This window comes from Solemya pervernicosa gill symbiont, assembly GCF_002020875.1.
Taxonomy (GTDB): domain Bacteria; phylum Pseudomonadota; class Gammaproteobacteria.
Map to the genome: position 1 here is coordinate 1 of NZ_MPRL01000045.1, position 22,244 is coordinate 22,244.

The following is a 22,244-nucleotide window of genomic DNA, read 5'->3' on the forward strand; positions in this document are numbered from 1 at the left end:
TCGTCGTTCGCTCGCGCTCTCAACTACGAATAGGCAGACGGCGTCGACTATCGCGGACTAACCGCCTTCGCTTCGCTATCCATGGCGGTCAGCGTTGGTTAATTCAGCTGTACGCTCTCCAACAATAATGTCCACACCATAGTATTTGGTCAAACCTTCCAGACGCGAAGCGAGGTTTACCGAATCACCCAACACAGTATAGGCACGACGATACTCAGACCCCATATCACCAACACTCATGGCTCCTGTATTTATTCCAACGCCAATATCGAAGCGAGGCAGTCCATCTTTTTCGTTTTGATCTGCCATGATCTTTGCCTCAGAGATCATTCCATAGGCAGCCAACACCGAGTTTCTGGCATGTTCTTTATCATCAATTGGCGCACCCCAAAATGCCATAATCATATCGCCGACATACTTATCGATAGTTCCACGATTGTCGAAAATAATACGCGTCATGGGCGTAAAGAAGTGATTCAGGAATGTTCGCAAATCGTGTGCATGTAAACTCTCTGAAATGGTTGTAAAGCCACGGATATCTGCAAAAAGCACTGACAGCTCTTTCGTCTTACCATCCAATGAAAAGCCGTCATCTCCTCCCTCACTCATCTCATGAACAAGTTGCGGTGGAATATATTGACTGAATATCCCCTTAATTCTCCTCTCACGCCTGACACTTTTAAAATGACTATTAAAACCGTTAAATACAGCCAACATCAGAACCAAAAGGATCTGCGGCGCAAGATTAAGCACCAAATGCTCCGCGGACCATAACCAGAAGTTTGAAAATATCAGCAATACCAACACAACCATTGCCGTAACGATCTGCTTTCCAGCAGCAAAGAACGGTAAAGTAAGTGTGAGAAACAGCCCCGTCACAACAAGTACAACCAAATTTACCGCGTTGACCCAGGGCGGTTCACTATAGAGATTGTCATTGAGTATTCCGGAAATCATATTTGCGTGAATCTCAACACCTGGCATGTTCGCTTCAAGGGGCGAATTCCTAAGATCAAGTATGCCCTGCGCCGACGCCCCAATAAGAACTACGGCCTCTTCTAAATCTGCACTTGAGAATGAGCCCTCAAGTAGATGGTGAGCTGACAGATAGGGAAACGTATTTGTTCGACCATGGTAGGGAATAATCATGCGCCCCTTACTATCAGCAGGTATTCGAATACCGCCAATTTCAATACTATCCACTGACAGAGACTCACCAATCTCTGATGAATTTATTTGATACTCATCAAGCATGAAACGGCGAACTGATTCGAGCGCCAGTGATGGATAGAGTTGTTTTTTGAAGATCGAGACAAGTGGTGCCCGTCGAATAATGCCGTCCGAATCCGGCGTAAGACCGAGTGAAAAGAACCCGCCTCCTGACGATGCAGCCTGTAGTAATCCTATGTTTGCCGAATATCCTCTCGGTGACATCAAAGCGCTCATACGCTCAACAGACAGATCTGTTACTATGGGCGATGGAAGAACTCCATTATGGTTACTTTCATCGTTATTAAATGCATAACCAAGAACAACTTCACCGTGAGACAGCGCTTCGGCAAGCACACGGTTATTATCGAAAAGATCTATCCGCTCTAGGAGCCTATCTCGGGTCTGCGGATCATCGAGATGACTTTTGTTGAGCTTATCGATGACAACAGTCGCACTATTTCGCTCAGCTTCAGCAAAAACCACATCAAAAGCTACAACAGCGGCTCCCAACTCGAAGCAGCGATCTACTATCTTAGCTATCACATCTCTCGGCCACGGCCACTGCCCTATTGATGCGAGGCTCTCTTCACTGATATCAACAATAACTACTGGCAGAGCTGGCTCAGAGCTCTGCAGCATCGATGAGAGACGAATGTCATAAATCATGAGTTCTAACCGCTCTAAAAGCGGTGTTATATAGGGTGCCCGATAAACGGTGCTGACTGCCATAGAGAGCGTCAGCATTAGGCTAAGGAGAATGGGGATTAAGTAGCGATTGTTTTTCATAATAGTGAAGAGCCGCTGAGTGCGCAGAGAAAAATCAGGCGCCGATCAGCCATAAACATCGAATTTCCTTGCAAATCGAAATCCCGAGAAGAATTGAATCCGCCTTTGATTTCACTACATAGCTTCTGAAAAAGTTTTTGATAACGCAGCTTCTTGATAATGCTACACAGTTACACCACCACACCTATGCACCGAGACACAACCACCCTGCATAACCTCGCCAATCGTCCACATACAAAGCTCGAGCGTAAACAAGCGCCCTGCCCCTAACCGCATCCATCGCCAAACTGCACACAGGCTAACCACAAGGGGACGAGATTGAGCATGACATCGCGCACTACCTACCAACTGGTGATCCTATCAGCTCATCACCCGAGAACTGCCAACCTGCATCCCGCAATCTATCCGCAGCGACAATCCCATACTTTGCATCGACCTGATCAAAGTTCTGATAGATATAATCAACCAGTTTCTCAGCATGCGCTGAGCGGAGATGTTTCGCACTCCAGGTGGTGATGTTATAGCTACGATAAAAGGGATAACGATGCCCAATTAGAGCGGCATCATCACTCGGTTTTACGCCATCAATCATCAACGCCTTAACCCCCCGCTTGCCACCATAGAGCGAGGCCATCCATAACGACTCATATCCCAGAGCATTTATCTGCCTACTGGTGATTTCAACCATATCTGCGATGGTGCTGATCTCGCGCGTCACAGGACTGAACATATCCTCATTATCCAGAATCAGCCTCCAGTGTCCCGGGCGGTTTTTACAGTGCAATCTGGCTATCGTCTTGATCGGCTGATTAAACGACGGCTTGATATTGCTCCACGAGCCAATACTACCACTGTAGATATCACGTGCTTGTTTGAGCGTGACATCTGCCACCGGATTGTCTGTATGCACAATCAACGCAACCGCCGCTATTCCAAGCGTGTGATAAGTAAGCCCTGGTAGGCGATCTATCTCACCGGCAGGACAGCAGAACCCACCTATATCGACCCTCTTGTCGAGAAGCGAACCCGCCGAGATACCACAGGTGCCATCCGCAACAGCAATGCGCAGAGCATGGCTTTTTGCATAACGCTCAATCAGCGGCGTTAATGCTGGGTAGAGATGTTGGTCTAGCGTGATGGCCAGATCGATATCCTTCGGCATCTTTTTATACTGTATCGGCTGCTGCTCCCACCCCACCGGCATCTTTTCAACATGCAAATGATCACTAAATTCCCGCGAACCCGCTTTGGCAACGACTGCTGAGCTCGCCAGTGAAAACAGCACCATTACAAACAGCACTATATTGGTGCGCCATTCCAATCTCATACTCCGCACTCCTGATTCATTAAGGGCATAAAACCGGCACCTAATTAGGTACCCTCTAATATATGGAACTCAGGCCGGTAGACCGTATCGAACTCAAAAGGTATGGCATATACCTCTCCATTCGATTCGATCACCACCGTAACGCGCCATCGCATCTTCTGCTTACTGCAGACCGATAGCGACGCCCCACCGCTAAAGCTCAACCCATCTACCGATACCAACGGGTACTGTATCGTACCCATATCAACGTCAACACCGGTAAAGACTACCGCGACGGAGTCTGCACTAAATCCCATCAGGTTAACTGTGATCTCCAACGGCTTAAGCTGGGGAATTCCCAGAGGTAGAATCGCTAGCTCAATGATCTCACCATTCGCCGCAACAGCCTTACACGGTGCTGCCCTCAGGTCACATCGATTATTAACACTGAACTCACCAATACCGCCATGAGAATGATAGCCAAGAACCATCAATACCAACATTGCGGAGGCACCATAAAAGAACCATCGCTGTCCCAGCATTTTCGGTAACACGATTTAACTCTCCTCCCTGAATACGTTATGCATGGTCATTACCTGCCACTGCTCACCACACTCACCTCTGCCACTTTGCCCAACAACACCTTCTGTTACTATTATCGCTACAGTAACGACTAGCGGAACCACAAAACAACTCCATGTTGCGACGCTTCTTCAACACCAAATACTTTCCAGTATCGGTAGGCCTCTTTATCACACTGCTCGCCTGCTGGATGCAGATTACGCGCGTAGAACCGTTCCACTCCCTGCAAAAACGCATGGAGCTGATCGGCTACGACCTGATACTGCGCAAGACGGTCCACAATCAAGTCGCACCTGACCAGCGCGTCATCATTGTCGATATCGATGAAAAGAGTCTGAAACGCATCGGCCGCTGGCCGTGGCCAAGGAACATGCTCGCCACCATGACCCAAAAGCTCTTTGAGCAGGGCACCGTCATTGTCGGATATGACCAGGTCTTCGCCGATGCCGAAGAAAATATCGCCCGGCAACTATATACAGCGCTCGAGTCACTCGACCTTGGTGACGCCAAGAGCCGTTCGTTGTTGACCGATGTTGAAAAGATCTTCAATCATGACGAACAACTCGCTGCGACTATCGGCCAGGGCGATAGCGTACTCGGCTTCATGTTCAACTACTCCGATGTCGAGTCAGCGCGTCCAGCGCCACCACCAGCCCCCTTCAAAATCTCAGTCGCGCCGAGCATGACCAGCATCATCGAGATGCCGAACTACATCACCAATATCGAATCACTGGAACAGAACGCCATCGGTCACGGATTTCTGACCACCTTCCCCGATGATGACGGCATCATTCGACGCACTCCGTTATTACTGCGTTATGGCGAGCAGATCTACCCTTCACTCGCACTAGAGGTGGTGCGTAGCTTTCTGTTGCTAGACGATTACTCTATTCACGTCGAAGAGATCGGTGATCGTTACGCCGTAGAGAGCATCCTACTCGGCGACAAGCGCATCCCAACCTCAGATACCGGACAGGTAGTCGTCCCCTTCCGAGGACCATCAGGAAGCTACCGCTACGTCTCGGCCAGCGACGTGATCGAGGGGCTAACACCACCCGGATTATTCGCCAATTCTATTGTTCTGGTCGGAACCACCGCACAAGGTCTTAACGATCTTGTTCCTACGCCCGTAGAGAGCGTTTTTCCTGGCGTTGAGATTCACGCCAATATTATCAGCGCCATACTCGACAACTCCTTTCTCAACGTACCCGCCTGGGCGGAGGGCGCCAATCTGGTCATCCTGTTGATCACCGGTCTGGTACTCGCACTACTACTGCCCTTTCTCAGCCCTGTGATGCTGCTGCTCAGCTCGGTTCTCGTAGCGTTGATCGACTTCAACCTGGTCAGCTGGCTCTGGAGCAGTCACGGATACATCCTAAACTTCGCCAGCCCGATCATCCTGACCCTGATGCTGGCGATACCCAACATGCTCTACGGCCTGCTCAACGAATCGCAGCGGCGCAAAGAGCTGAAATCGATTTTCGGTCAATACATACCTCCACAGCTGGTAGAGGAGATGAGCAAGAACAACGCCACCGACTTCGGTTTTGAGGGTGAGAGTCGTGTGATGACGGTACTGTTTGCCGATATTCGCAGCTTCACCACCATCTCCGAATCTCTCAGCCCATCAGAGCTAAAGCACCTGCTCAACCTCTTTTTCACCGATATGACCCGCATCATTTTCGAGAACAAGGGCACCATCGATAAGTATGTCGGCGATATGATCATGGCCTTCTGGGGGGCGCCAATCGACGATCCTAACCACCGTCACCACGCCATCCTCGCCGCACTGGAGATGCTTAAGGAGACTGAAAGGCTGAAGCAGAGCTTCAAGGAGCAGGGATTACCGGAAATCAATATCGGCATCGGCCTCAACACCGGCACCATGAGTGTCGGCGACATGGGCTCGACCTTTCGTCGCTCCTATACCGTGCTAGGCGATGCGGTCAATCTGGGGTCTCGCCTGGAGGGACAGACCAAGAGTTACGGCGTTGGTTTGATTGTTGGCGAGACAACCCACGCCGAGCAGACCGACATCCTATTTCGCCGCCTCGATCTGGTACAGGTGAAGGGCAAGACCGAACCGGTGCACATCTTCGAACCGATCTGTCTTCGTGATGAGGCGGATGAAGCACTATTCAAAGAGATTGAGATTAATGAACAGGCCATCACCCTCTTTCAGAGCGGCGAACTTAAGGAGTCTCTGGCGCTCTACCATAGCCTCGCAGGGAGCCACCCCGAGATCATGGTCTACCGCATCTATATTGGTCGTATTAATGAGATCCTGGAAAGCAACACGCCGCTCGATGATTGGAGCGGCGTGCACGTATTAACAACCAAGTAACTCCCTTTCGGGAGAGTGGAGCTTAGTCCGGTGTAGCGCTGATCTTGTGAATGGTCAGATCGGCACCCTCATACTCCTCCTCCTGAGAGAGGCGCAGACCAACAATCTTCTTCAGTCCGCCATAGACCACAAAGCCTCCTACCAGCGCGATCGAAAGACCGAGCACGGTTCCAGCCAACTGCGCCATGAAGGTCACTCCACCCATACCGCCCAACGCCTCAAGACCGAAGATACCGGCTGCGATACCACCCCAGGCACCACAGAGACCATGCAGCGGCCAGACACCCAGTACGTCATCGATCTTCCAGCGATTCTGGGTCAGGGTGAAGGTCCAGACAAACAGGCCACCAGCGATCAGACCGGTAATCAGCGCCCCCATAGGGTGCATCAGATCGGACCCGGCACAGACAGCAACCAGGCCAGCAAGCGGACCATTGTGGACAAAACCCGGGTCATTCTTTCCAAAGAAGAGTGCGGCGAGAATACCGCCAACCATTGCCATCAGCGAGTTAACCGCCACCAGACCAGAGATGCCCTCAACCGCCTGTGCTGACATCACGTTAAAGCCGAACCAACCGACAGTCAGGATCCATGCACCGAGTGCGAGAAAGGGAATACTGCTCGGCGGATGCGCATACATCTCACCATTTTTACCGTAACGACCCTGTCGGTGACCAAGCATCACTACCGCACCCAGCGCCAGCCAACCCCCCATGCCGTGAACAACCACCGAACCAGCAAAGTCATGGAACTGAGCGCCAAAGGTCGCCTCAATCCATGCCTGTACACCGTAGTTACCGTTCCAGGTGATGCCCTCGAAGAAGGGGTAGATCAACGCGACCAGAACGAAGGTCGCAGCCAGCTGCGGATTGAACTTGGCGCGCTCGGCGATACCACCAGAGATAATGGCTGGAATCGCCGCAGCAAAGGTGAGCAGGAAGAAGAACTTCACCAACTCATAACCATTTTTCTCTGAGAGCACCGGGGCTGCGTCGAAGAAGCTCATACCGTAGGCGACGCTATAACCAATAAAGAAGTAGGCGATGGTGGAGACGGCGAAATCAGCGATGATCTTCACCAGCGCATTGACCTGATTCTTACTGCGCACGGTTCCGACCTCAAGAAAGGCAAATCCGGCATGCATCGCCAGCACCATAATCGCGCCTAACAGTACAAAAAGAACATCACTTCCAGCTTGCAGACCGCTCATACTTCTAAATCCCCTTCATTACAGTGTGGTGTTGACTTAATGAGGTGCAGAGAATGCATAAACCATGCCCAACAATGGAGCACTTAATAATCAACGAGTTAGACACGAATTAGCAAAACCCTCCTGCAGACTCGCACCACATCTGTGCGCGCACCAACAAAAACGCACAGCAAACGAGCACAAAAAAGGGGCGTGCTATAAAAAAAGAACCGGTGCAGTGCACCGGTCAAATGGATCTCAGGAGACAAATTAAAGAAGCTACGGTTAAAGAGTAGTCCTGCTCGCACACTCCAACCGAGACCTGTTCGATAGTTCTGGTGGAACCAGTTCACAGTTCCTAATAAGCGACTCATTAACCCATCGGTTTTTATCAACTTTTCCCTACGAAACAGGCAATTAAAAACCTTACCATTTGTCCCGTAGGGGGGTTATGATTGAATCATTATAAATACTACATATATCGGGGATTCTGTTTTGCGAATAGCGCTACTAGAGGACGATGTAGAGCTGGCCAACATGATGCAGCTGTGGCTGGAGGCCGAGGGGCACGAGTGTAGTAGCTTCGAGACCGGACAGAACTATACGCGCGCACTTGGGCGCGAAAGTTATGACCTGCTCATTATCGACTGGATGCTTCCGGACACGAGCGGTGATGAGGTGCTCGGCTGGGTGCGTGAACATATCGACTGGCCGATCCCGGTCCTCTTTGTCACGCAACGCGACAGTAAAGAAGATATCGTCAAGGCACTGGAGATCGGTGCCGACGACTACATGATAAAACCGGTCAATCGCATGGAGATGATGGCCCGCGTTAATGCACTAGGTCGTCGTGCACAGGTCAATCAGGAGAAGAAAGGCACTCTCGAAGCCGACCCTTATATGATCGATTTCGGTTCACGTCGCATCGCCGTTGCCGGTAAATCGGTCGAAATGACGCAAAAAGAGTTCGATCTCGCCAGCTTCCTGTTCCGCAATGTCGGTCGTGTTATCTCACGTGGTCACATTCTCGAGAGCGTCTGGGGTCAGTCGGCGCAGATCACCACCCGCACCGTCGACACTCACATCAGCCGTATTCGCAACAAGCTCCACCTCTCCCCCGAGAACGGCTGGAAGCTGACCGCGATCTACCAGCACGGCTACCGCCTCGAACGTATCGAATAAACCCACCACCTGTCAGGTTTCGCTGCGGTGGAGAAGCCGCACGGATTCCGGCAGACTCTGCGCTCTTTCTGAGCCGAACTGAGCACCACATCGATGGAAAATGTTCTATTCCAAATGGCCGCACTAATCCTCTGCGGCGTCGCCTGGCGTGTGGTACGGCCACTCGACCTCGATGCCGACAGTGCCCGCCGCACCCTCACCGGCCTGGTCTATGTACTGCTACTCCCAGCATTAGTCATTCGTGTTCTATGGCAGGCGCCACTCGGCATCGAGGCAGTACAGATCGCGATTATTGCCGCAGCCACCGTCGTTGTCGGCCTGCTCCTCTCCTGGAGTATCTGCCGTCTCTGCTCAACGCCTAAGCCGGTTGCTGGCGCTCTACTGCTTGCCGCCGCCTTTCCTAACGCCACCTATATGGGCCTCCCGGTACTCACCGAAACCCTCGGTGAATGGGCCAGCCGTATCGCTATCCAGTACGATCTTTTCGCCTGCACACCACTACTACTCACCGTCGGCATCCTGATCGCACGCCGCCACGGCGAGAACACCAGCAACGAGTCGATGTTACGTACGCTGCTTACGGTTCCTCCACTCTGGGCTGCAGCGGCAGCCGTGACGCTAAACCTCGGCAGCGTCCCCTTCCCCGCCTGGCTGGAACATCTGCTTAATACCATGGGCATGGCGGTCATTCCGCTGATGCTGATCGCACTCGGTATGGGACTGCGCTGGGATACCTGGCGTCCGGCGATGTTACCGAAGTTGATTCCAATACTGCTGATCCAGCTACTGATACAACCGCTGCTGGCACTATGGCTTGCCGATCTGCAGGGCCTGCAGGGTGAGGTCAAAATGGCCATCGTTCTTGAAGCGGCGATGCCAAGCATGGTGCTCGGCATCGTGCTTGCTGATCGCTACAAGCTCGACACCGGGCTCTACGCAGCTGCGGTGACACTCTCCACCGCCGTCAGCCTGGTCACCCTACCGCTATGGTTCAGCTGGCTCGCCTAACGACGATTCGGCCAACAACATAAATACAACAACGACAATAATGAGAAAAATAACGTGATTCCAGAACAGATCCTAAACAGCTCACTGCCCGAGCTACTCCGTTCCACCACCACCCGCCTTGCCAATGAGCAGGCCATCATCAACGGCGAAAACCAGATCAGCTTCTCTGAGTTCGAGCAGCGCAGCAATAACGTCGCCGCCTGGCTACAATCACAGGGGGTAAGCAATGGTGAACGCATCGCCCTCTACTGCCCCAACTCCATCGAATTCGCCCTCGCCTACTTCGGCATCATCAAAGCGGGCGCAACCGTCGTACCACTCAATCTGCTGCTCAATCCACAGGAGCTCGCCTTTATCCTCAACAATGCCGATGTGGGCCGCATGATCTACCACGTTGCAATGAGCGATCAGGTGAGCGCGATTAATGAACACTACAGCGGCATTGAACAGGCCGTACTGATCGGCGCAGATAGCGAACAGACCATCAACTGGAACAATCTTGTTGATCACCCAGAACCGTTATCTGAGATCAGTTTCAATCCCGCAGACGACGTTGCGGTCATCCTCTACACCTCAGGCACCACGGGCCAGCCGAAGGGAGCAATGCTGACCCATCGCAATCTCGCCGCCGACACCTGGGGGGTAAAGCAGTTTCTACAGCTCAAATCGGGGCGTGATCGACTACTGGTGGTATTACCGATGTTCCACGCCTTCGCCGCCACCGTCGGCATGCTCACCCCACTACTGCACGGACTCAGCTTCATCCCCGTACCCCGCTTTGAGCACGAACTGATCGCCAATGCGATTGCCGATAACGGCGCGACGATCTTCCTCGGCGTGCCGAGTATGTACAACGTGCTGCTGCGCCTCTCTGACGAGGCGGCTGGAAAACTCGATTCGCTACGCTACTGTGTCTCCGGCGGTGCCGCGATGCCGGTCGAAATCATGCGTCAGTTTGAGGAGAAGTTTGGCAAGCTGATCTACGAAGGCGATGGCCCGACCGAGTGCTCGCCGGTCACCTGCGTTAACCCTATCGGTGGTGTACGAAAAATCGCCTCGGTTGGCCTACCGATCCCCGGCGTAGAGATGAAAATTCTCGATGACGATGGCAACGAACCGGCCAAGGGCGAGGTGGGCGAGATCTGCGTACGTGGACCGACCATCATGAAGGGCTACTGGCGTCTTGAGGCAGAGACCTACGAGAGCTTCTTTGAGGATTGGTTCCGTACCGGTGACCTCGGTACAGAGGATGAGGATGGCTACTTCTTTATCGTCGACCGCAAAAAAGACATGATCATCGTCAACGGCATGAACGTCTACCCACGCATGGTCGAGGAGGTACTCTACCGCTATGAGCCGATCCGTGAGGCGGCCGTAGTTGGCGAGGCCAATGAGCTTCACGGTGAGGTTGCGGTCGCTTATGTCTCTCTCAATGAAAGCGTCGGAGAGATCAGCTCGGCCGACGTGCGCAGTTTCTGCCGTGAGCAGCTTGGCAACCATCAGGTGCCACGCAAGGTCTTCTTCCTTGATGAACTACCCAAAAATGCCGCCGGTAAGATTTTGAAACGCGAACTGCGGAACCAGGGAGAGCTGGAGCGGGGCATTGATAGCCGTTGTGAATCGGACTAATCGCCGATGCGTACCAGCTCGATCAGTTTATTATTCTGATCAAAGCGCAATTCAAAGGTACCGCTAATACCCTTGTGAGTGACAAAGGGACGTAGCGAGCTGGCGGGGAACTGCACCCGCCGGCCGTCAAAGCTGCGTGTTATGACGTTCCGCGCACTACCGTTGTAGTAGAGCAGATACTTCTCCGCCGAAATCTCGATGCGAAAGCGCATGGATCTGTACGCCATTCGAAATCGCCCCTTCTGTATTACGCCTCGCGAACGATGGTGGTATAGCTGATGCGGGGAAAGACCTTCTGTAGCCCAATGCACTTGGCAGTATTGATCAGGATTGGGCCGGTCAGGCTGGCGCGAACGCTGGGAGCACCCACCTTCGGTTGTGGCAGCAACTCACCCATTGACTCATCTCCGCGGTAGACCAGCAGCATCACCGACAGATCATTCAACTCTCCAAGCTGTAACAGCTCGCTCTCTTCATCGCTCAAGGTGAACTCGAACGCCACATTGAACAGCTCAGGATCTGTCACAGCAAAGCTGATGTCGGCATCATCGATCGACTGCAACCAGAAGAGGTTGGGCGACTCACTCTCTTCATTATGAAACAGTTTAAACTTGTGCAGTCCCTCGAAACCGACCATACCGTTAGGCATCTCGATGACCGTATCAGAACTAATCTCCTGAACGCCGAAGCGGGTGCTATTGATCTCCATGGATATCCTCGCGCAGATTGTTGTTATGCTCGGCGCTAGTATATGGCCTATATATGATTGAGGCTAACGTAACTGGCATTTTAATAGGAGCTATAGATGCAGGGCGTCATTCTCGACCGCGACTCACTCGATAACAGCGATCTCGACTTCAGCCAACTCAACGAATCACTGCACGTGTGGCACAGCTTCGATACTGCTAACGACACACCAACCCACAGACGTATTGAAGGCGCAGAAGTGGTCGTGACGAATAAGGTCATACTCGATCAAAGCATCATCGAAGCGGCCGACTCACTACGTCTGATTGCGATTGCGGCAACCGGCACCAACAACGTCGATCTGGAGGCCGCCCGAGAGAAAGAGGTAGCCGTCTGCAACGTTACCGGTTACGCCACACCTTCGGTCGTCGAACACGTCTTCGCCCTGATTCTCTCGCTCAGCCGACATCTCAACCACTATCGTAGCGACCTACAGGCGGGTGCCTGGCAGCAGAGCCCCCACTTCACCCTGCTCAACCACCCGGTTGGCGAGTTAAGCGGAAAGAGACTCGGCATCGTCGGTTATGGTGAACTGGGACAGGCGGTGGCACGTTGCGCCGAGGCATTTGGCATGCGGGTGCTACTCGCCGCGCGTCCCGGCGGGGATGAGCGTCCCGACCGAATCCCACTTGAACAACTACTGCCACAGATCGACATCCTCACCCTCCACTGCCCTCTCAGCCCAGAGACGACTGGCCTGATCGATAACAAGGCCCTATCACTGATGAAACCGAGTGCGCTCCTAATCAACGCCGCACGCGGCGGCATAGTTGATGAGGCGGCGCTACTCAATGCACTGCAGTCGGGTCGACTCGCCGGTGCCGGTATCGACACCCTCGCCATTGAGCCACCGGATGACGAAAGTCCGCTGCTGAGCGTCAACCTACCCAATCTAATTGTCACGCCACATATCGCCTGGGCGAGCCGTGAGGCAAGGCAACGGTTGATTGATCAGGTGGGATTAAACATTGAGGCATTTATTAAAGGTGAGAAGAGAAATCGAATTGTTTAGACCGCTGCATTGATATCACGTCAGCGATGGAGTCTTTCGCACAAAAAAGGGGCCAAACGGCCCCTTTTCAGTTCACAATCGATTAACAGCTGAATCAGCTCTCACCCTTGTCCGTAACCTGTCCCGTCTTGTGCAATGGCACGACGACCTCACCACTCCCCTGCTGTGGCTCATCGGTATAACGCGGACGCATATCCATCGAGCGTCCCGCTGCCTTCGCCAGCTCCTGCTCACGCAGGGAGATCAGCAGTAGTGCCTCACGCATATCGTTGATCGTCTGCTCGCTCAACGGGTGTGCCATGCCAGGCGGGGTGGCTGTCTCTTTGATAACACGGGTCACGATTCCCTTAACTGATTTAAGGATCTGCTCTTCTTTGCTTAACTCTTGCTCACTCATGAGGTACCTGCAGTGCGGTATCGGCGTTCTGAAGATCACACCTAGAATCCGCAATAATTGATGACTGGAATAGTCAAGGATGCTACACAGAAACGGTTAACACCGCCAGTTCACCCACCCCAAGTGGCGTTAAACATCCCGCCAAATAGCGCAGTTTTTTGCACGCTCATACTGCGCTCTATACAATGGCCGCCATTGATAGCCAGCACAACCAAGGAACCAACAATGCCCTATTTCGTATTCAAGGTATTCCCCTCCAAGCAGCTCGAATACATCGAGAAGTACGACGGTTACCGCGAGGCACGTGGAGAGGTTCGCACCCTGCGTGAGGCACTCGGCGATAATCCCGAGCATCAGATTAAAATGATCTTCGCCAAGAACCAGATCGAGGCGGAACACCTACTCAAAGAGGAGCGCGAGGCACCTCCAATCGGCGACGATTAATTACCCTCTACACCGCCCGCCTCTCCATAGGAGGCGGGTTGGCATACCTCAACAGCTCCACCCATCAAGAAACCGCCTCACCGTCCGATAATATAAGTGAGCTTGAAACAGCTCACAGGAGCAGTAGACTCTGAATTTAAGTAATGTGGGGTTGAGATTGATGAAAAGCGGTGAGCTCAACGGAGAACAGCTCGACTACTGGGTCGCCAAGGCACTCGGCATCGAAACCGTTCGTGCCGACGACGGCACACTGCGCTACACCCCCCACCCCTCACTCCCCAACCAACGCTGGCGCCCCAGCAGCTTCTGGTCACAGGGCGGCCCAATCATCGAAAAACACAAGATCGAACTCAACTGGGAATGGGAGGGCAATGACGCCTGGACGGCAACCATGCCTCCCGAGACGAATGTTGATGGAGAAACCGCACTTGAGGCAGCAATGCGGGCGATTGTTGAAAACAGGCTGGGTTCAAACGTCGGATAACCCTGGGTCTCAAATACCTGAATCCCCCTCCTACCATAGGATCAGATTCGTCAGACAGACAGGTTCAACACCTTCCAGGACAAAGTAAACACTGCCCCATCATTTGGCGTTATAGACAAACACCATCACATCCACCCAGGCAGCAAGACATTTCAGAGAAGAGCTACGCACTACAATGGAAGTAAACCTAATAGATCCTGGCCTACTTAGCAGGGGCGGACACCATTTCGAATGGTGCCTATCAATAGCCAGGCACCTCTCTGAGCAGTCTCACAGCACAATGCTCTATGTGCATATAGATATTGACGATGAAGCAATCCAAGCCCTCAGCAAGCACTGCCTTGTGGTTCCCCTTTTTTCAGAAGATCCCTACAAGGCCACAAACAATAAAGACGACACCCTTTCAGAACTGACAAAGTATCTTGAACCCGTTGAAATATTGCAGCGAGAGCTAACCGAAACTTCGCCTGCCGACCTAAACATTTGGCCAACACTGTTTGGCTACCAGCTCTCGGCATTTGAGGCTTTAAAATCTAAAGGCCGTATCGCAACCTGCATCCACTTCCCACCTAACATGCGGGCAGGGGTACTCTCAGTTGGAATTTGGCGCCATGGCGCCCATCTTGTAAAAAAACATGATCTGGATATCTCATTTGGTGTCACGGTCCCTGAGCTAATCCCTCCCTACACAAAGCTGTTAAGTGCACAGATAAATGAGCTACCCCTACTGGTCAGCGGTCGTACCGCAGAACATCCGAAAACAGAATTAAAGAGCATCGGCTTCTTTGGCCAACAAAAACCCGGCAAGGGAAGCAAGTTAATCCCAGAACTAGTCCAACGCCTACATCGTTCAGGATATAACTTAACCATTCAAGACTCTGGCAACCACATGAAGGTGACGGAGGCCCCCGGACTGAAACAGCTCTCCTATGTTGAGTCACTGGCTGATGAGATCAACAAGGTCGACCTGGTCATCGCCCCTTACAATCCCGAGCACTACAGGGCAATGGGATCAGGTGTTGTCTGGGATGCAGTTGCCTCAGGCGTACCCATTGTTGCTCCTGCCGGAACGTCACCGGGAAACTTTATTTCTCGACATCGAGCCGGTGTACTCTTTGATGAATTTACCGCTCAGAGTGTATTAGAGGCCGTAGACACTGCACACAAGCGTTACGATGAAATTGCGGACCACGCATTTCACGCATGTCAAAACTGGGAGACTTCACACGGCATTGAAAAATTCGTAGCCGCGCTAATAGCTATGGGAAATTAGCACGCGGCCACCTCAGCAGGATGCCGCCACCTCACATGGAATAGGAGCTACACCCTCCAACGCGCTGGCGATCATACCGTCAGGTACTGGGGTTAGTGATACCCGACATCTACTGCATACATCCGGGCTACACCCACAGATCTCTATAACCCTTGGCATTTTTTCGTAATGCTATTCGTTGTTGATCCCACGCCTTCTGCCACGGTAGTCCTCGTTTCATCAGACCGGCACAGAGCGTGACCAGCCCCTCAATATCAAGGATATCGACAAACTCGGGTGCTGGGCCTTCGGGGTGTTTGCAGTCATCACCGCCTTCAAAACCCTGATTGTGATAGTTACCCAGCGGAATCGACATACCTACGGTGGGAATACCCCAGGCTGTCGTGGCGCTTGCTTCACAGGCACCGCCATCCATCAGCTTGCGTTGGTGTCTTTTCGGCAACAGTTTCTCGGCCAGATCGGAAAGTACCTTCAGTTCACTGCTGGAGAAGACAGTACGTCGATCCCCAAGACGCACCACCGGCCCCTTGCCGATCTCGGCACCGGGCAGGGTGCGCGATGCCTCGAGGCTAACCGCCAACAACGGCCTTGCAGGGCCCTTCAGCCAGCCGAGCTCGAGATGATTAACGGCACCGACAAACCCAACCTCCTCAGCACGGGTGAGCAGACCGATAAAGGGAGGGCTCTTTTTCGTGCGTGACTTGAAGAGCCTCTTCGCCGTTTCGAGAATGGAGAAGACCCCGACCAGGTCGTCAGCCGCACGGGTATAGATACGGCTTCCTCGCTTCCAGAAAGGCGCACGGAAGGCGAGACCTCCATAGAGTGACTTGACCTTGGTGCCTCGAATCAGTGGCTCCTCGAGTTGCACTTCGGCGCGTTCCAGCACTCGTCCAGATTTATGCAGCTTCGCCTTCTGCAGCTTGCCAAAGCGCTGTTCACCGTAACCATCGCAGACCCACACCCTGGCGTTGTTAAGATGTTTGATCGGTGAGCCGCCATACCACTTCACCGCGACACGTTCGGCCGACAGTCGGCGTGTGACATGGAATCCCGGGTGGTCCATGTGGGCGATAAAGAGTCGTAGCGGCTCACTGCTCTGCTCCTGCACCAGCGCTAGATAGGCCGCCTTGTTCTCAACACCGACAATGATGTTGCCGTGACGATCTTCAAAGTGAGGTATCCGATCGGCATTCAGCTGCTCAAACACATGCTGCTTGACCACCATTTCGCGAAACGGTGCCGCCGGTTGAGAGAGCAACGCCTTTAAACGTTCAAACTCAACCTTGTCCATCACGCGCTCCTTTCACCCAAGCCAACCACTGCTGCTGCAGTTCACCGTTCACTGCCGATACAACCGAACGGGTACCTCGCTTCTCATCGGCAAACATCGACTCGCCTTCGAAGGTAGTTGCAGCACCTCCCGCCTCAGCAAGAATCAGACTGCCGGCTGCGTAGTCCCACAGCTTCTGTCCGCCATGCAGGTAGAGTTGATAGCGCCCAGCGGCCAGCCAGCACCAGTCGAGTGCACCCGAGCCGAAATTTCGCTGTGAACGAAAAGGGTGTTCAGCACCGATACGTGCCGCCAGATCACTATCGAGTCGTTTCAGATCAATCTCGGCAATCGAAGTTTTAATCTCACCACCCTTCGGTGCCAGCAGCGGTTCACCATTGAGCCTGGCCCCCTCACCGCGCACGGCGGTGAAACAGTCGTCGCGCACCGGGTCGTAGATCAACGCCAACACACTCCCCTCGTTATCAAGCAACGCCAACGAGACACAGTAATAACCGATACCGCTGGCATAATTACTGGTGCCGTCGAGCGGATCGAGACACCAGAGCCCTTCACCGGGCGCATCGAGCAGCGCCTGCTGCGCCTCGGTCGACATCTCCTCACCGAGCAATCCATACTGCGGCCACGCCTCGGCCAGTTCCCGCTCAAGTCGCTGCTGCATGGCGATATCGGCCTCAGTCACTACCGAGCCGTCGGACTTAAGCTCATGGCCAATCTGCTCAAATCGCGGCAGCAGCTCCTCACGTGCCGCGGTGATGACAATCTGCTGTAGCTTCTTTAGATCGATTGAGCCTTCCATCACAGACGATGCTCCAGCAACGCCAGCACCGCCCAGGCGTCGGGCAGATCGTGCCCCTCCGCCTTGAGCCGCTCCATCAGTTCACGACCGTGCTGCTGCAGCACCACCTGCTGATCCTGATCAAACATGGTCAGCACCGCCTTCACCACCTCAACCGGCTCCGAGAGCAGCGTCGGCAGCAGTTCATCCTCACCAATGGGTGACTCGGGCTGTAGCAGATCTGCAACCAGCGGATACTCCAGTAGCTTGAGGTGGAGCGCACGCGCCGCCTCTGCATCCTCAAGCTCTTTCATCGCCAGACGGTCATCACCGGCGGCACCTCGCACAGCACGCATTACCACCTCGTAGAGTTTCTGCAATCCGTTACGTTCATTACTATGATCACCTGGCAGCGCAATGCTCTGTTCGTAGAGTCGTTCGATATCACCCCGCAGCTTCAGCACCACATCACTCTCGGCATTGGGCGGCAGCGATACCGCCTGCTCCAACGCACTCTGCAACTCCTCAACAAATCGGTCGGCATCCGCCGCATCGGCCTGACGAGCCGCCAGTATCTCGGCCGGATCAGGATTTCTGACCGACTCAGGGAAGAGTAGATTACCGTCTCGACGCTGTAGATGGCGTTCGCGACTTCCGGGTAACTCACTAAATTTCACTTCAATACTCCTGCTAAATTTCGTTTACAGATGCTGTTACGAGCAGTCTTTATGCATACGAACTCACAAGCTTAGCTGCGCCGCATCAACCATGCGTGGTGGATTTTCTGATTGCGTTTGAAATCCTCGGGAATGGTGGCTCGGGTAATCTCCTCAATCTTGAGGTCAGCCAGCGCTTCCTTGTCGAGTTTGAAATCGCGACGGTTGTTGGAGAAGAGCACTACACCATCGGGTTCGAGCAGTCCTACTGCACGCTTAATCAGAGCCACATGGTCGCGCTGCACATCGAACACCCCCTCCATCCGTTTCGAATTGGAGAAGGTGGGCGGATCGATGAAGATCAGGCCGTATTCACCTTGCGCATCCTCTAACCACTCACTGCAATCAGCACGCACATAGGCGTGTGGTCCCTCGGCAAAGCCGTTCAGCGCCATGTTCTGCTTGGCCCACTCCAGATAGGTCGTGGAGAGATCGATGGTGGTCGTTGAACGAGCACCGCCCTGTGCTGCATAGACAGTGACCGAACCGGTATAGGCAAAGAGATTGAGAAAACGTTTATCCCTGGCCAGCTCACGCACCTTTTCACGTGTAATGCGATGATCGAGAAAGAGGCCGGTATCAAGATAATCGGTGAGATTCACGCGGAACTGCGCACCACACTCTTCGACCACAATGTAGTTCTTCTTCTCATCGCGACGGCCATACTGAGAACCGCCCTTGGCACGCTCACGCACCTTCAACACCACCCGCTCGGGCGGCAGCTCCATCACCTCGTAGAGCACCTGCATCACCTCGAACAGACGCTGTTCAGCCTTCTGCTTGTCGATCGTCTTTGGTGGCGCGTACTCCTGCACATGTAGCCACTGCGAACCGTCACCCGCCTCCTGGTAGAGATCGACTGCTACGGCGTACTCAGGTAGATCAGCATCGTAGAGACGGTAACAGCTCACGCTGTTTTTACGCGCCCAGCGTGATAGGTGTTTGAGATTCTTGCGCAGCCGGTTGGCAAACATCTCACCACCCTGCACCTGCTTACCCGGTTTCAAAAAGCCGTAGCAGTGAAGCTGGCACTCGATGGTGCCGTTCAGTAGAGGATAGCTGCGTGTGGGCTTCAGGGAGATGGAGTGCTGCAACATATCGTCTGCCACCAGCAACGCCCCCTTCCAGCCGTTATAGGCCTCACCCAGATGAGTACCGATCTCTCTGTAGAGCCCGATCAGCTTCTGCTTGTCACCGATACGCTCACCGTAGGGGGGGTTGGCGATCACCAGACCCGAGCTCGCTCCCTCGGGTGGTTTGCTATAGATAAAACGCTGAGCGCTAACACTGATGTGATCACGCAGACCTGCGCGGGCGATGTTGCCCTTGGCCGCCTTTACCGCACGCACATCGGTATCGCTACCCTGGATTGGTGACAACTTCTCCAAACCCGCTACACGACGCTCTTCGGCCTCACCAAGCAGGCGCTGCCAGAGGGTATCGTCGTGGTGTAACCAACCGAGAAAACCGAAATGGTCGCGCTGCAACCCAGGGGCGATATCAGCCGCCATCAGTGCCGCCTCAACCAGGAAGGTACCGGAGCCACACATCGGATCAACCAGCGCTCCTCCCTTCTCGGCGACCGCTGGCCACCCCGCCAGTGAGAGGATGGCTCCCGCCAGATTCTCCTTCAGCGGGGCACGCGAACCCTGCTCCCGGTAGCCACGGCGGTGCAGACTCTCACCAGAGAGATCGAGGCTGATGGTCGCCAGATCATTGTGAATATGGAGATGAATACGCAGATCAGGACGATCAGTATCGACATCGGGACGCACGCCATGTTTGTCGCGCATCACATCGACCACCGCATCCTTCACCTTCAACGCACCAAAGCGACTGTCGTTAATCCACTGTGCACTGCCGGTAAAGTCGACCGCCAGGGTACCCTCAGCACCGAGGTGTTCATGCCAGGCAATCGAGCGTGTCCCCTCGTAGAGCGCATCGGCATTTGGTGCTGGGAACTCAGCCAGGGTCATCAACAGACGGTTGGCAAAGCGGGACCAGAGCGCCACACGATAGGCTATCTCCAGATCGCCTTTGAAGATCGCCCCGGCCCGACGTTGCTCGACATCAATCGCACCCAGTTGGCGCAACTCATCAGAAAGTAGTTTTTCGACACCGCGCGGGGCGGTGGCATAAAAGGAGTGTTGGGTCATAATGGCGCTCTTTGGTGGAACCGCTATTCTACACTAGCCGATCAGTGCTCGAATAAGCGCGCGCTCAGTACGGATTACACCCATGAGAGAGATCGAGTGAACACCACAACAGCCGCCACCATCGCACTGACCGCAACCTGCGGTGAGTGTGAGGTGCGTGCAGCCGCACTGGCACAACAGCTCAATCTCCCTCTTGTCGACAACGATGAGCTGCACAGCTATGAGCTGATACTGTTTGTCACACCCGAGCGTCTTGAGTTGGGTGAGACTATCCACAAGGCTCCCAAACCGATCTATGTCGATTTTCTCGGCGGCAGCGTTGGTCATCGTCACCGCTTTGGCGGCGGTCGTGGCCAACCAATCGCCAAGGCGGTTGGTCTCAAGGGTGGTGCCAATCCATGCGTAATCGATGCCACTGCCGGTTTGGGGCGCGACGCCTTTCTACTCGCCTCACTCGGCTGCCACGTCACGCTTATCGAACGCTCGCCCATCGTGGCTGCACTGCTGCGCGACGGGCTAGAACGTGCCGCCGATGATGCCAGCGTGAGTGAGGTAATCGAACGTATGAATTTGGTTGAAGGGGACGCCGCCGAGGTGATTCGCTCACTCGATGAAGATAACATTCCCGATGTCATCTACCTCGATCCAATGTTTCCCTGTCGCGACAAATCGGCGCTGGTAAAAAAAGAGATGCGCCTCTTCCATCACCTGATCGGTCCCGATCAGGACAGCAGCGCACTACTCGAAGCTGCCCTCGGAAAGGCGAAGCGTCGCGTGGTGGTCAAACGTCCCAAAAGTGCAGCACCGCTTGATGGACCAAAACCGAGCGCCGAGATCAGCAGCAAGACGATGCGTTACGATCTCTACGTGACACTGACCAACAAACTATCGGCCACTCAGTAGATGCACTACGTTCTGATCATTCTCATCCTGCTCACCATTCTGGTCGGCCCTAACTTCTGGGTTCGTTATGTCGTGAGACGCCATAGTTATCAGCGTGAGGATATTCCCGGCAGTGGCGGTGAACTGGCACGCCATCTGCTCGACCGCTACAAATTGTAGTGATGTCGGCGTTGAGGAGACCGATAAGGGGGACCACTACGACCCAATCAGTCGTACAGTGAGACTGTCAAAAGATAATTTTTCGGGACGCTCTTTGACAGCGGTCGCCATCGCCGCCCATGAGGTAGGCCACGCCATCCAGCACGGCAGCGGCTACCGCCTGCTGATGCTACGCAACCGACTGGTCACCATTGCAGCAGGTGCCGAACAGGTTGGTGCTGCGGCGATCTTCATCGCACCCATCATCGCTGCCGTCACCCGTACCCCCGCCTCGGGCGGCCTGATCCTGATCTTTGCAATCAGCGGTCTGGCAGTCAGCACCCTGGTCCACCTGATCACCCTGCCGGTCGAGCTCGATGACAGCTTCAAAAAGGCGCTGCCAATTCTGCAGGCGGGAGAGTATCTCAATCCGGAAGATCTGCCAGCAGCACGCCAGATCCTGCGCGCCGCCGCCTTCACCTACGTGGCCGGTTCACTGATGGGTCTGATAAACTTCTGGCGCTGGCTGGCGATCCTGCGCCGCAGAATCTAGCTGGAGTTACGCTTCATCGGGGAGTCGCTATTTTTGCGGAAGCTTGTTTTGGGCATCCAAGCCCAAGCAAGCGGCAAAAACTTAACGCGACCGTTTATGCCTGCGGCGCCCCGA

Annotated in this window: 22 protein-coding genes; 11 read left to right on the forward strand and 11 right to left on the reverse strand. The window is 53.9% G+C overall.

Annotated features, from left to right (window positions below):
* Positions 1-75 precede the first annotated feature (75 nt).
* The 3 genes from BOW52_RS10605 to BOW52_RS10615 all read right to left on the reverse strand — a co-directional run bounded on the left by BOW52_RS10605 (position 76) and on the right by BOW52_RS10615 (position 3,858).
* The gene (locus BOW52_RS10605) at positions 76-1,998 is read right to left on the reverse strand and encodes a CHASE2 domain-containing protein (RefSeq protein ID WP_078484057.1); all 1,923 of its coding nucleotides are present in this window, start codon (positions 1,996-1,998) and stop codon (positions 76-78) included.
* Positions 1,999-2,335: 337 nt separating this feature from the next.
* The gene (locus BOW52_RS10610; RefSeq protein ID WP_078484058.1) at positions 2,336-3,325 is read right to left on the reverse strand and encodes a substrate-binding domain-containing protein; all 990 of its coding nucleotides are present in this window, start codon (positions 3,323-3,325) and stop codon (positions 2,336-2,338) included.
* Positions 3,326-3,369: 44 nt separating this feature from the next.
* On the reverse strand, positions 3,370-3,858 hold the full coding sequence (locus BOW52_RS10615; RefSeq protein ID WP_135622276.1) for a hypothetical protein: 489 nt from the start codon (positions 3,856-3,858) through the stop codon (positions 3,370-3,372).
* A gap of 143 nt (positions 3,859-4,001) precedes the next feature.
* Here BOW52_RS10615 and BOW52_RS10620 point away from each other — a divergent pair, with 143 nt between their 5' ends.
* Positions 4,002-6,230 carry a CHASE2 domain-containing protein gene (locus BOW52_RS10620; protein WP_078484060.1) on the forward strand — a complete coding sequence of 743 codons (2,229 nt, stop codon included), beginning with the start codon at positions 4,002-4,004 and terminating at the stop codon, positions 6,228-6,230.
* A gap of 22 nt (positions 6,231-6,252) precedes the next feature.
* On the opposite strand, the gene BOW52_RS10625 is transcribed toward BOW52_RS10620, so the two are convergent.
* Positions 6,253-7,440 (reverse strand): ammonium transporter, encoded by a 1,188-nt coding sequence (locus BOW52_RS10625; RefSeq protein ID WP_078484061.1) that lies wholly within the window; start codon positions 7,438-7,440, stop codon positions 6,253-6,255.
* A gap of 474 nt (positions 7,441-7,914) precedes the next feature.
* Between BOW52_RS10625 and BOW52_RS10630 the strand changes: the two genes are divergently transcribed.
* From BOW52_RS10630 to BOW52_RS10640, 3 genes are all read left to right on the forward strand, one after another.
* A complete protein-coding gene (locus tag BOW52_RS10630; RefSeq protein WP_078484062.1) occupies positions 7,915-8,601 on the forward strand; it encodes a response regulator transcription factor in 687 nt (228 codons plus the stop codon).
* A 93-nt stretch (positions 8,602-8,694) separates the two neighbouring features.
* Positions 8,695-9,609 (forward strand): AEC family transporter, encoded by a 915-nt coding sequence (locus tag BOW52_RS10635; protein ID WP_078484063.1) that lies wholly within the window; start codon positions 8,695-8,697, stop codon positions 9,607-9,609.
* A 54-nt stretch (positions 9,610-9,663) separates the two neighbouring features.
* A complete protein-coding gene (locus BOW52_RS10640; protein WP_236725709.1) occupies positions 9,664-11,238 on the forward strand; it encodes a long-chain-fatty-acid--CoA ligase in 1,575 nt (524 codons plus the stop codon).
* On the opposite strand, the gene BOW52_RS10645 is transcribed toward BOW52_RS10640, so the two are convergent.
* The gene (locus tag BOW52_RS10645; RefSeq protein WP_236725710.1) at positions 11,235-11,465 is read right to left on the reverse strand and encodes a DUF2835 domain-containing protein; all 231 of its coding nucleotides are present in this window, start codon (positions 11,463-11,465) and stop codon (positions 11,235-11,237) included. The two genes, BOW52_RS10640 and BOW52_RS10645, sit on opposite strands and share 4 nt — an antisense overlap.
* Before the next feature lie 20 nt (positions 11,466-11,485).
* Positions 11,486-11,947 carry a flagellar assembly protein FliW gene (gene fliW, locus BOW52_RS10650; protein WP_078484065.1) on the reverse strand — a complete coding sequence of 154 codons (462 nt, stop codon included), beginning with the start codon at positions 11,945-11,947 and terminating at the stop codon, positions 11,486-11,488.
* 96 nt (positions 11,948-12,043) lie between these two features.
* Here fliW and BOW52_RS10655 point away from each other — a divergent pair, with 96 nt between their 5' ends.
* Entirely contained in the window at positions 12,044-12,997 is a 954-nt protein-coding gene (locus BOW52_RS10655) for a 2-hydroxyacid dehydrogenase (protein WP_078484066.1), read from the forward strand.
* Between the two features lie 94 nt (positions 12,998-13,091).
* On the opposite strand, the gene BOW52_RS10660 is transcribed toward BOW52_RS10655, so the two are convergent.
* A complete protein-coding gene (locus BOW52_RS10660; protein WP_078484067.1) occupies positions 13,092-13,394 on the reverse strand; it encodes a hypothetical protein in 303 nt (100 codons plus the stop codon).
* 225 nt (positions 13,395-13,619) lie between these two features.
* Here BOW52_RS10660 and BOW52_RS10665 point away from each other — a divergent pair, with 225 nt between their 5' ends.
* The 3 genes from BOW52_RS10665 to BOW52_RS10675 all read left to right on the forward strand — a co-directional run bounded on the left by BOW52_RS10665 (position 13,620) and on the right by BOW52_RS10675 (position 15,595).
* Positions 13,620-13,838 carry a hypothetical protein gene (locus BOW52_RS10665; RefSeq protein WP_078484068.1) on the forward strand — a complete coding sequence of 73 codons (219 nt, stop codon included), beginning with the start codon at positions 13,620-13,622 and terminating at the stop codon, positions 13,836-13,838.
* 160 nt (positions 13,839-13,998) lie between these two features.
* The gene (locus BOW52_RS10670; protein ID WP_078484069.1) at positions 13,999-14,322 is read left to right on the forward strand and encodes a phage protein NinX family protein; all 324 of its coding nucleotides are present in this window, start codon (positions 13,999-14,001) and stop codon (positions 14,320-14,322) included.
* A 280-nt stretch (positions 14,323-14,602) separates the two neighbouring features.
* Positions 14,603-15,595: a glycosyltransferase gene (locus tag BOW52_RS10675; protein ID WP_078484070.1), complete on the forward strand. Its 993-nt coding sequence runs from the start codon at positions 14,603-14,605 to the stop codon at positions 15,593-15,595.
* A gap of 127 nt (positions 15,596-15,722) precedes the next feature.
* Here BOW52_RS10675 and BOW52_RS10680 read toward each other — a convergent pair whose 3' ends face one another.
* From BOW52_RS10680 to rlmKL, 4 genes are all read right to left on the reverse strand, one after another.
* Positions 15,723-16,886: a hypothetical protein gene (locus tag BOW52_RS10680; protein ID WP_078484071.1), complete on the reverse strand. Its 1,164-nt coding sequence runs from the start codon at positions 16,884-16,886 to the stop codon at positions 15,723-15,725.
* Positions 16,873-17,685, reverse strand: coding sequence for an inositol monophosphatase family protein (locus tag BOW52_RS10685; protein ID WP_078484072.1), 813 nt, complete (start codon positions 17,683-17,685; stop codon positions 16,873-16,875). Before BOW52_RS10685 ends, BOW52_RS10680 begins: the two co-directional genes overlap by 14 nt.
* Positions 17,685-18,341 carry a hypothetical protein gene (locus tag BOW52_RS10690; RefSeq protein WP_078484073.1) on the reverse strand — a complete coding sequence of 219 codons (657 nt, stop codon included), beginning with the start codon at positions 18,339-18,341 and terminating at the stop codon, positions 17,685-17,687. The genes BOW52_RS10685 and BOW52_RS10690 overlap by 1 nt, the downstream gene beginning before the upstream one ends.
* 71 nt (positions 18,342-18,412) lie before the next feature.
* On the reverse strand, positions 18,413-20,536 hold the full coding sequence (gene rlmKL / locus BOW52_RS10695; RefSeq protein WP_078484074.1) for a bifunctional 23S rRNA (guanine(2069)-N(7))-methyltransferase RlmK/23S rRNA (guanine(2445)-N(2))-methyltransferase RlmL: 2,124 nt from the start codon (positions 20,534-20,536) through the stop codon (positions 18,413-18,415).
* Positions 20,537-20,632: 96 nt separating this feature from the next.
* On the opposite strand from rlmKL, the gene BOW52_RS10700 reads away from it, so the two are divergent.
* From BOW52_RS10700 to BOW52_RS10705, 3 genes are read left to right on the forward strand one after another with little or no spacing between them, the layout of a single operon-like run.
* Positions 20,633-21,439: a class I SAM-dependent methyltransferase gene (locus BOW52_RS10700; RefSeq protein ID WP_236725711.1), complete on the forward strand. Its 807-nt coding sequence runs from the start codon at positions 20,633-20,635 to the stop codon at positions 21,437-21,439.
* The gene (locus tag BOW52_RS17900) at positions 21,440-21,598 is read left to right on the forward strand and encodes a hypothetical protein (RefSeq protein WP_320416250.1); all 159 of its coding nucleotides are present in this window, start codon (positions 21,440-21,442) and stop codon (positions 21,596-21,598) included.
* Positions 21,558-22,130, forward strand: coding sequence for a zinc metallopeptidase (locus BOW52_RS10705; RefSeq protein ID WP_320416302.1), 573 nt, complete (start codon positions 21,558-21,560; stop codon positions 22,128-22,130). The genes BOW52_RS17900 and BOW52_RS10705 overlap by 41 nt, the downstream gene beginning before the upstream one ends.
* The last annotated feature ends 114 nt before the right edge of the window (positions 22,131-22,244 follow it).